Origin of the sequence: Paraburkholderia sp. SIMBA_053, from assembly GCF_046534895.1 — a bacterium.
Taxonomy (GTDB): Bacteria; Pseudomonadota; Gammaproteobacteria; order Burkholderiales; family Burkholderiaceae; genus Paraburkholderia; species Paraburkholderia caledonica.
This window is the reverse complement of record NZ_JAWRXU010001577.1, coordinates 1-240: the sequence shown is the minus strand read 5'-3', so window position 1 is coordinate 240 and position 240 is coordinate 1. Positions and strand designations below refer to the sequence as shown.

Sequence of the window (240 nt, the reverse complement as noted above, 5' to 3'; positions counted from 1 at the left end):
AGGGCGAGGCTGAACCGGAGACGTAGCTGGCATAGCGTGTGTTAGCACCAACCGTCAGTGCAATGCGCGGCGTGCCGCCATTGGTATCGACAACTACATCGCTGGCAGCAGCGATATTTACAACGAAATCCAGGTTTTGCCCCACAACATAGGTGCCGTTGGCCGGTACGCTAACGCTGGCGACAACAGGTGCCGCATTGTCCACACCTGCATTGCTGGTATCGGCAGTTGTGGTGGTAT

General features: G+C 56.7%; 1 protein-coding gene. It reads right to left on the bottom strand.

The genetic code is table 11. From position 1 onward, the window contains the following. Window positions 1-240 (bottom strand): hypothetical protein (locus SB753_RS40870; protein WP_410805654.1); only part of this gene is annotated, 240 nt, incomplete at both ends.